The organism is Cedecea selenatireducens (assembly GCF_042138895.1).
Taxonomy (GTDB): Bacteria; Pseudomonadota; Gammaproteobacteria; order Enterobacterales; family Enterobacteriaceae; genus Cedecea; species Cedecea selenatireducens.
Genome location: NZ_JBHIKW010000004.1, coordinates 355,689 through 365,097 on the forward strand (window position 1 = coordinate 355,689; position 9,409 = coordinate 365,097).

The 9,409-nt window shown below is 57.4% G+C and carries 5 protein-coding genes and 1 pseudogene; all 6 read right to left on the minus strand.

Annotated elements, in window-relative coordinates; all coding sequences use genetic code 11:
* Positions 1-26: 26 nt before the first annotated feature.
* A complete protein-coding gene (gene tssA / locus ACE38U_RS09595; protein WP_375529637.1) occupies positions 27-1,628 on the minus strand; it encodes a type VI secretion system protein TssA in 1,602 nt (533 codons plus the stop codon).
* A pseudogene (locus ACE38U_RS09600) lies at positions 1,628-5,083 on the minus strand (ImcF-related family protein). The gene tssA and the pseudogene ACE38U_RS09600 overlap by 1 nt, the downstream one beginning before the upstream one ends.
* Positions 5,076-6,206 carry a KPHS_23130 family T6SS system protein gene (locus ACE38U_RS09605; protein ID WP_511161094.1) on the minus strand — a complete coding sequence of 377 codons (1,131 nt, stop codon included), beginning with the start codon at positions 6,204-6,206 and terminating at the stop codon, positions 5,076-5,078. Before ACE38U_RS09605 ends, ACE38U_RS09600 begins: the two are co-directional and overlap by 8 nt.
* Positions 6,203-6,460 (minus strand): PAAR domain-containing protein, encoded by a 258-nt coding sequence (locus tag ACE38U_RS09610; protein ID WP_375529639.1) that lies wholly within the window; start codon positions 6,458-6,460, stop codon positions 6,203-6,205. Before ACE38U_RS09610 ends, ACE38U_RS09605 begins: the two co-directional genes overlap by 4 nt.
* Positions 6,461-6,478: 18 nt before the next feature.
* Positions 6,479-8,923: a Tle1 family T6SS lipase effector gene (locus tag ACE38U_RS09615; protein WP_375529640.1), complete on the minus strand. Its 2,445-nt coding sequence runs from the start codon at positions 8,921-8,923 to the stop codon at positions 6,479-6,481.
* Positions 8,911-9,408 carry a Tli1a family immunity protein gene (gene tli1a, locus ACE38U_RS09620; protein WP_375529641.1) on the minus strand — a complete coding sequence of 166 codons (498 nt, stop codon included), beginning with the start codon at positions 9,406-9,408 and terminating at the stop codon, positions 8,911-8,913. Before tli1a ends, ACE38U_RS09615 begins: the two co-directional genes overlap by 13 nt.
* Between the last annotated feature and the right edge of the window lies 1 nt (position 9,409).

The following is a 9,409-nucleotide window of genomic DNA, read 5'->3' on the forward strand; positions in this document are numbered from 1 at the left end:
GTTTTAGTGGCGGCTGTAACAGGCAATTACCCGCACAGTACCGCGCTGCTGGCCGGGTCGATGGCAATCAGACCGGCCAGAAGCTGGTCCATCTCCGACTGGAGCCGTGATTTGTCGGTTTCGCTTCGTGAGGCTTTCATGCGTAGCAGCCTGAGACGCCGTGATTTGACTTCAAACAGCAACGACGGCGTCCACTGCGTGAGGGTGATGGTCCGCGCGAGGCTGTCCAGCTCCCCCAGCAGGTGCAGGGCCAGCTCATTCTTGCCCTTCTGCTCCGCCACCCGTGCCATCAGCAGGCGCAGCAGCCATTTATCTTTAGCTGAGCCCACGCCCGGGCGTGCCTGGAGCCACTGGAACGTTGCATCAAGGCCTTCGCGGTCCGCCTTCTCCAGCGCCTCCGGTTCAAGGGCCAGAATGTCGTTCTCAACCATGCCAACGGGACTTTTTGACTCGTCGTGCCAGCCGGACAGGTCGTCCAGCACCCGGGTATTAATCCAGTTGAGCGTCACCTCATCGGCAAACGGCGTGCCGTCATTAAACGCCAGCGTTTCAAGCCCAGTGAGACGCCGGAGAAATCCTTTCAAATCCGCAATGATGACGTCGGCGGTCACGTCCTGCCCCAACTTCATCAACGCTTCGTGGATGTACCATTGCAGGTCAAACCACAGGTGGTTGGCACCGCGTGAAAAGGCGCTGTCCGCCTGCTCAAGGATTTCTGACCAGCTCTGCTGCAGATACAGGCGTTTTAGCATGGCCCGCTGATCGGCTCGCGGCGGTTCGATACGCGTTTTCCCCTCTGCGTCCGGGGCCGGGATCTCTCGCAGGGTGTCATGGCGCAAACTCTTCATCAGCCGATGTGCCGCCAGCCAGCCATCAGGCTGTTCGCGAAGGTAGCTCGTCAAAGTTCGGGCCTGGGCCAGCAAATCCTGCCCCGAGGTGATGCGGGTCAGCGTCGGCGCCTGGCTGTCAGGCGATCCTGAGAGATGAGAAGGTTGCGTTGCGTCACTGGCATTTTGTGGTACCACGGCATCCACGCCGCCGGCCTTCACCAGACGAGACTCCAGCGCGCTATAAAGGGCGTTCAGATCCGGCCATGACGCCTCCGGCTCTGCTTCCAGACCGTCACGAATGAGGAGCAATGCTCCAACGGTGCGTTGTGCATCGTCGCGCGTCACTTCCGGATAAAGCGACAGGCTGGCAAGGACTCGGGAACCAGCCAGCCATTCCAGCGAAGCCTTACGGCTACGATCTCGCTGCGGGTGAAGCTGAGTGCCGAAGCGTTGCAGCATGCCTGCCAGCAGTTCAAGCCCTTCGGCAAAGCCTGCTTCTCCGTCCTGATGCAAACGTGCCCAGCAATAGTAGGTGGCAACCCGGATATCTTTGGCGGTGGTGGTCAGTAGTTTTTCCGCGAGCTGGCAAATCAGGCCGGTATCGATGCCTGAAAGCTGGTTAACTTCTTCCCGGACACGCTGAAAATCATCGTCATAGCCGGGATCCTCCCCCGTGGGGCATGCATCACTTATTGGGATAAGCCACTGCCCCCAGTTTTCCGTGCGGGCTTGCGCCTGCTGACACAGTAAGGTTTCATCCGCCAGGCAGGCAGAGACGAGATTCTGTAGTGAGCTCATTATTCCGTTCCATCCATGTCATCATCTCCTGCTCCGGGCGTCAGGGCCTGAGCCGTGGCTACGCTGTCGACGCTAAAGATCCGATCCGGCAGCGTGAAACCTCGCAGCGCCAGCAGCGTCAGCGGCCCCTTACCCAGCTGCGAGCGCAGCACCCATTGCAGCGTTCGCCCGTCCGGGGCGGTAAAACTCATCATCCACTCGCTGCTATCCAGCTGTTGCCGTTTGCCCTCTTCCAGCCAGCGGATGAACCCCCAGGTCCCGCTATAATCGCCAAACAGCCGTGCCCCGGCGCTGGTTGAGGTCCAGGTCAGCTGGGTGCCTGGTTTATACGTTACCCCCGGCCAGCGGAAGGCCTGCCAGTCGGCCATCTGGTTGAAATAATGCAGTTTTTGCCCGTCAATAGTGAGTTGCGTTTCCACCACCTGCGGCGCAGGCCGGGCCTGAAGTTCAAAGCTGATGCCCTGGCCGCCGTCGGTAAACAGAATGTCCGACAGCTGACTCAACTGGTTAACCGCCTGGAGAAAGGCCGGATTAAAGGTCAGCCCCTGGCCGTGCATCTTGTCCGGTACCCACTGGCTGCCTTCTTTATGCAGCACGCCGTTCAACTCCGTGGTGAGGAAGCGCTCGATGCGCCCGCTGTCCTTACGCACAAATTCAGCCAGCATCGGCAACGAAGCTTCACTTTTGCTGATGGTAAACGGATAGCGACCGTTGAACGCCGTGTGCCAGTTGGCAGCCACCGAGCGACGCCACTTGTCATTGAGGCTCGCGGCCGACGGCTGGAGCACGGTTTCCCAGGCCTGCGTCAGCGGCTGCACAAACATCGTGTTACCGAAGCTGCTCCACTCTTCCCCAAGGCTTGCCGCCACAAGGCCGCCGTACTGCTGGGTATCCGTCAGATCGATGCTTTTGCCCTGGAAGACGGTCTGCGCCAGGGTTTGCATCATCTCCTGCGGGTCAGACGCGCTGGCTACCTGCTGCAAACGCAGCCGCACGCGGGTGATGCGGGTCAGGTACGTTTGCAGGCTCAGCGAACTGTCTGCAGACATCACGTTGCTGGCCTTGTTTTTCCCCATCATCGTCAATAACGGCCCAAAGGTGTCATCGAGAGGCCCCTGGGGGCCTGCCGCCGTCTGGTCAATCACCGGTTTGTCCTTGTTGCTGACCAGCTCTTTAGCGGATTTGATGATCGACTCAGAAAACTTTTCGGCTTTCTGGCCGGTCTCGCCCTGCCAGGCCAGCGTGTTCATCAGGGCAATCAGCGGGGACTGGCGCACATCGCTCATTAGCGTCAACTGGTCGGTCACATCGGCAATGTTACTGGCCGGATTAAGCCGCAAACTGTTGAGAAAGTTCAGCCAGCTGCCGGCAAAATCGGTGAAGTAACGCTCGGTCAGACGCGCCTTAAGCGCCTCTGGAGAGATCTCGCCAGACACGCTTTGTTGGCTGTCGCTCAGCACCCAGTCAATCTCTTCCCGGCGAGAGTTAGCCGCCTTCTCAATCGCCTGTTGAATACCGCCCTCCCACGCCTGGCGGGTGAACATCCCCGGCACCACTTTATCCGTGGTAAACAGGCGGCGGGCATCGGTGCCGCTGGTCATGTCTTCCAGGGAGACATCCGCAAAGTTACGCCGCACGGATTTGAGCATGTTTTCATACAGCGTGCTTTCCGCGTTGCGGCGGCCAATCTGCTGCAGCAGCACCTGCCGGCTCTGGCTGACGAGCTGTGCGTCTGGCGTAATTTTCCACTGAGGCTGGTTTGGTAGCCCGGTGATATAGAACGCCCACAGGTCCGGGGATAAACTTTGCCACAGCCCCGGGGATATCCCTGCGCGCGTGGGCTGTACGCTCTGCATGGTCTGCGAGTAGAACGCGCCATCGGTTTTATCCGGGCGCGACATCATCAGCCAGGCTTTCAGCTGGTCATAACCGGGTTTCGCCAGCTGTGCACGCCTGTCGCTGTTGGGCGCCGAGTTAGCCAGCGTGGCGAGTTTTTGCATCAGGGCCGCGTTGGCCGGGTCACGAATCAGGCGGTTGTTCGCCACACCGTACCAGGGCAGCATCGCATTCAGCAACTGCTGCCCGTGGTCAAGCCCAAAGCGTTGGTACCACGGCGAACCGTCCAGGGCATGATGCTGCAGGCGACCGGCGTCGTTACGCAGATCGTGCAGGGCGGTGAGCTGCCGGTCAGAGACGGCGCGATTTTTAACAAGATCGTGTGATTTGCCGGCGACAGAAGAAATCTGCCCGTAGTTCAGCGCAAAGGAAAGCAGCAGCCCGGCGGCCCAAAATCCCACCACGACCATGATGCCTATAGCCAGCGTTTGCTCCTAGGCCATACCCACCCGGCGGCCCCGGACGCGGGTACAGTCCGCCGTAATGCCCTGCCAGATGGCAGGCAGCGTCAGGGCATGGCGCTGTGATTCCGGGATGAACTTCTCCGCACCAGCATGCGTCGCCGCTACGGCGTTTTCAGCTGATTTGCCTGGCGGGAGGCTGAACATCACGCCCCGCAGGGGGATTCGTGATTGCGAGGCATACAGCCACGGCGTCAGTAGCTCAACCCAGCGGCGGATGCCGCCCTCTTTCAGATGCTGGCTCAGCCGCAACAGAAAATCATGGCTGTTATTTTCGATGACCTGGCTGACACCCTGCGTCGTCAGGCGTGGCAACAGGTTTTCCATCTGACGAACGACATCATCCGGATTTGCGCGGAGCGGGAAACTTGCCCCGACTGCCTGCTCCGTGCGCTTTGCCTGCGACCAGGCGCTGTCGCACAGCTGCCACAGCCAGACCGGCGCGGAATAGCGCAGCAGTTCACTGATTTTTTCCAGGCCGCGCAGGTCTGTATCACTTATCTGCGGAGTGAGTTCTGACGAGTGCGGTAGCACGCGAATAATGCCGTCCAGCGGGCGGCCACGGCGCAGTTTGCGCAGCGCGGTATATTTTTCCTTGTCGGGCTCAGCAGTCAGACTGCCGCCGTAAATCAGTACGGTACGGTTACCTTCGAGCCACTGCTGCTGTTGCAGGCCGGGAACCAGCTGTTCAATCGCGGCTTCGTCGCCGGTGATGAGCAGCAGGCGGACTTTATGGCGCCACAACCACTGATAGCGGCCGTGCATAGCACGTCGAATATCACCGGCAAGGCCCTGCTGCTTATTCAGCTTGAATATTTGCTTAGGCCGCTGTTCATCCTTTAATGCTCGCTTAATTTGGTTCCGAAGCCAAAGCTGCCACCCAGAAAAAACCAGCGCCGCCAGGCAAAGAGCCATCATCCATATGATGCCGCAGACGATAATAACCGGTAGGATGTTGCCCCATTCGGTTGACGCTCCATCGACGAAAAACCAGTAAATGATGCCACCCAGTAAAACAGCCAGCGTCATCGCAGCAACGGCAATAATCGTTGTGGATGCAACGGTGATGCCTGCGGTTTGTTTTTTGTCCTTATCCATGAGACGTAACGATTCCAAGTGCAAGAGTGTTTAGTGGGTCGGTAGCTATCCAGGCACAGGCCTTCTTCTGGGTACAGGCAAATATTGCTGCAAGCGAAATCGTCACCAGCGCCTGCATTTCACCCAGTTCTCCCCAGTAGCTATCCTGCAGGTTTTGCTCGATATTCCAGCCACAGTTTGCCAGTCCGGGCACGTCGGGTTGAGAAAAGAGCATGCAGTATTCAGGTATCTCATCAAGATTGCTTTGTGCCTGTGCCCGCTGACAAACCTCTAAAACGACTTCAGCGGCCAACGGCGAAAAAGTTTCACCTCTCGTAAGCAAAGCAGGGCCTTCAGCACCAACAATCCACAGTACCGCAGACTCCCCGGCGGGAAGTAATGCTGTGGCAGAGGCAGGCAGCGAGCGGCATCCGGCAATAAGGATTTGTGTTTTTGGATCTGCACGACTGAAAATATCAGCAAGCCCGGCAAGCGTTTCTTCTCCCCGCCATGTTTTGGGCTCATCAGGCAGCACAACGTTCGGGCAACTCTCTTTCATCTGTTGTACAAACGCCTTCCAGGCCACAATGCTCCCAGCCCAATAGCATTTTTCCAGCAAAACAGGGGGCTGATTTTGGCGTTGATTCATCCACTGCAGAACAAGCATTCTGGCCAGCTGTTTTTCGCGTATATCAACATCCTGCGAAAAGGTACGGGCGATACGCAGCGAGCTGCCGATTATCTCGTCTCGTCTTCCTGGGGGAATGGACTCTCGACGTAAAACGCGAATCCAGTCAAGCTCGCAGTTCCCGGCCGGTCCTATTAGCACAACCTCACTGAGGCCAAACTGCTGTTGATGTTGAGCCCACCACAGCTGTTGTGCTGACTTAACGTCCTGCTCCCAGAGGCTGGCATTCAGCGCCGCCCCCCGGTAATACCACTGGCGGAAAAGCCATAGAGTTCCCATAGCGGCCCCCGCTATAAGCATAGCGACGATGATAATGGCGGTGCCGGTGTCCTCCCGACGAAACAGTGCAGTCCCCCCCCCCGCCAGCAGAACCATTAGCGAGGCAGCCGTTAGCCAACGTTTGGGTGCCGGAGGATCGGCGGCCTTATAGGAAGGAAATGAAGGGGGTATTCTCACTTCTCGATACCAACGTCTGGGAATGAGCTAACCAACGTGCAGCCACAGGCGCATTTGTGCCCGTGAAGCGCTACTGGTTGCCCGTCAACGAGCGTCAGTGAACTGCCTTCAACGATGGTACTCATACCGTGTTTATTACATTTAACAGAGTCACCCTTAGCGGCAATGCCTTTACCAAAACAGAGATAATGGCCACCCAAAACCTGGCCACCATACTCCTTCAGGCTGTCTCCCTGACGAACGATATTTTTCATAGGACAATCTTCCCTGAATCAGGACAGGAGCGCCGAGCTGGCTTCTTTCGCCCATTCTGAATTGATGATGGATTTTGCCAACGCCAGGCGCCGTTCCTGCACCGCAGCGGTTTGCTGTGCAACCACGACGCCAGGTTCTGAGGTGAATGCTTTAAGTTTCGCCGCGTCCGGGCTCATCGCCACAGGCAGGCCGGTGAGAAAGTCCAGCGCTTCGGACTCCAGCGAGAATATACCGGCGGTGCCGGCCAGTCCTGCCAGCTTCGCCGCCGTTCCCTTCTGTTTAAAGCTGAAGATAACACCGCCAACCAGCGTCGCTGCGCCGACGACATTTCCGGCAATAACTAACGGAGACAGCAATTTATTGCAGTTATCGCCAAAGTAAATCATCCGGTAACGGAAGTACCCACCCCAGAGCTCGCGGCCGTTAAGGGCGTAATGCATAAACCAGGCGCGGGAGTCGTGGACCTGATCGTCAAACAGCGACCTCATCAGCCCACCAGGCTGACTGGCATTGCTCTCCTCCCCTGACGGTGGGAACAACACCTGAACCTTGCTCTCACCTTCCCGTTTAATCTGCGCGAATTCCTGCCGCTCATCGTCAGAGTTGATCAGGAAAATAGCGTTGCGCGGAATAACGTCCAGTACCAGTTGCAAAGAACTTTGCACGCTGCGGCTCACATCGCGATAATCTTCATCAAATTCTCTGGCAGCCTGTTGAAGCTGGGTTTGAGCCACATCGGGATCGAAATCCTTTATTCCCGGCTCCAGCACCAGTTCATTCATTTTGTCCGCAGGTTGATTATCAATTTTCGCTTTTCGTCGGGCCCTGACGGCCCCCTGGTCAAGCTCCCACCGCACCTTAGCCTGCTCAAGCACGCCCGGCACACCATGTTTTTCAGACGCGTCTTTGTAGAATCGAGCCCCAAACATCTTCCCCCCGGCATAACGATTAATGCGCCACGCCGTGATCCACGCTATTTGATTTTCAACGGCTTTTTCCAGACTCACCGGGGCGCGCGGCGGCTCATATTCTGCCGCCTGCTCGTCAGTTATTGGACTGGCCGACGGGGGCTGATTGAGGGTTAACTCCCGCCAGGCGTTGAAGCGGTTGACGAGACTGGTATCGACGTCATACTCCTTCAACACATCTAAAGTAAGAACTCTCCAGTTATCTTTTTTCAAATCATCAGATAAAGCTTCGACTGATACTTTCAGCGGAGCTCCGGCTTTAAATGCATTGCTATACATATCATGCAGCGCAATTTGTGAGAGCAATTGGCTATCGCTACCGTCATTGTAGTTAGCTTTTCCCTGATCGCCCGGGGGATAGCCGCCGCCGATATCCGAGTGCATTCCGGGGTAAATCACCTCCACGCTGTTGGCCGGGTATTGACCATTTGAGCGGCGAATGGAGTCCAGCGGGAAACAGAGCCGCTGCTCGTGGGAAGACACCAGATGCACGCAGCGCTTGATAAAACCACCGTAGGTCGCTTCTTCCGGTAACTCCTGCGTGCCGTCGGCCCAGGCCATATGCCCCTCCGCCAACGGCAGCATATGTGCCATCCCCACCGAGGCTACGGTATCCAGTATCCCCAGAAACTCCACGCTCAGCGGGATCTTCAGGTCGCCCACCGCCAGGCATTGCTCAGGTTTTTTCTTATCCTTTTCAGGTTTTGGCAGCAGCTCGCTCAGCCAGCGCACAAAGGTCCGCGCCGCCGCCGCGCCGCGGGAAAAACCATACACATAAAGCTTGATCCCCAGCAGCTTTGGCTGCCCCGGCCCCGCCGGGCGCAGCGCAGGCCGCAGCTCTTTCTCCAGCATTTTAAGCTGGCGAGTAAACTCCTCGTAGCGGTTATGGCTGCCGGTCAGCCCCAGCGAGGCCCAGGAGGTGGCCATATTTTTCAGCGCATCCCGACTCAGCCCGTTGCTCATCCACTGTTCTGTCAGACTAAACTTCAGGGCATCAATAATACGCAGCAGCCCCCAGTTAATCCGGTCCTCACCCTTGTCCGCAAAGGCCAGCCCCTTCATTGAGTAGTCCAGGTCGTTAATCTCCGGGAAGGGTGTACCCACTCCGGGCATATAGTATTTAAAATAGCTGCCTTTCAGAGCCGAGTCCGTATCAAAAAGCCCGCTAGTTTTGCTTACTCCTCCGGCGGTACCGCTGCCGATGGTGGCGCGGAACAGGCGGGCGATATTGGTCGGGTGCTTAGGGTTGGAAAGATAAAAATCGTTATTCAGATTATTGCCGGTACCGTCAAAGAACAGACTGATATGTAAAGTCTTGCAGCAGGGCAGCGGCACCACCTTGTCCGCCGCCGCACAAAGCTCATCCCGGTATTGCCGCTCCAGGCTCGCCTGCTTTTTGCCGTTTTTACCCACCAGCGCCGCGTGCGACGGTAACCGCCCCTGGGCCGGAAACTCCGGTGGGTACCACGCCAGATCGGTAATTACCTCGGGCATACCTTTGGCTCCTTCATCTCAAGCGGCAGCTTAATCGGGTAGTTTGCATTCGTTGGTGACCAGCAACTGGTAGTCACCTGCACCTCATCGCAGGGTAAAAAGTGGACGGTAATCCCGCAGGTTTCCTGCCCGGTATAGTCGGGAACCGGAACAGTTTTAGAGTGTTTCCTGTTGTTTGCACTCATTTTTTTTTCCCAGGCCTTGTACTTTTCACGATCGGCAAATCCTGGAAAGCCCGCCGTAGAAGCCTCCCCACTCTCCCAGTCAATACGCACCGCCAGCCCTGGTTTCCAGACAGACGGCACGCCGTAACAGCACCCACCGCCGCCGCCGTCAAACGGGCCGATAGCATCAATCCCCGACTGACCGTTAACGCCGAAGCTATTGATTGCCCATTTGGTATGATTTATCGCTTTAATCGTGCCTGCCCCACCGCCGCTTTGCGCCTCCGCATGCGGCTGGCTGCACCCGCTCAGCAGGGCGATG

Excerpts from the sequence above, each read along its gene's own strand:
- ACE38U_RS09610 (WP_375529639.1), bottom strand. The coding sequence starts at position 6,460 with ATGAAAAATATCGTTCGTCAGGGAGACAGCCTGAAGGAGTATGGTGGC.
- tssA (WP_375529637.1), bottom strand. The coding sequence starts at position 1,628 with ATGAGCTCACTACAGAATCTCGTCTCTGCCTGCCTGGCGGATGAAACC.
- ACE38U_RS09615 (WP_375529640.1), bottom strand. The coding sequence starts at position 8,923 with ATGCCCGAGGTAATTACCGATCTGGCGTGGTACCCACCGGAGTTTCCG.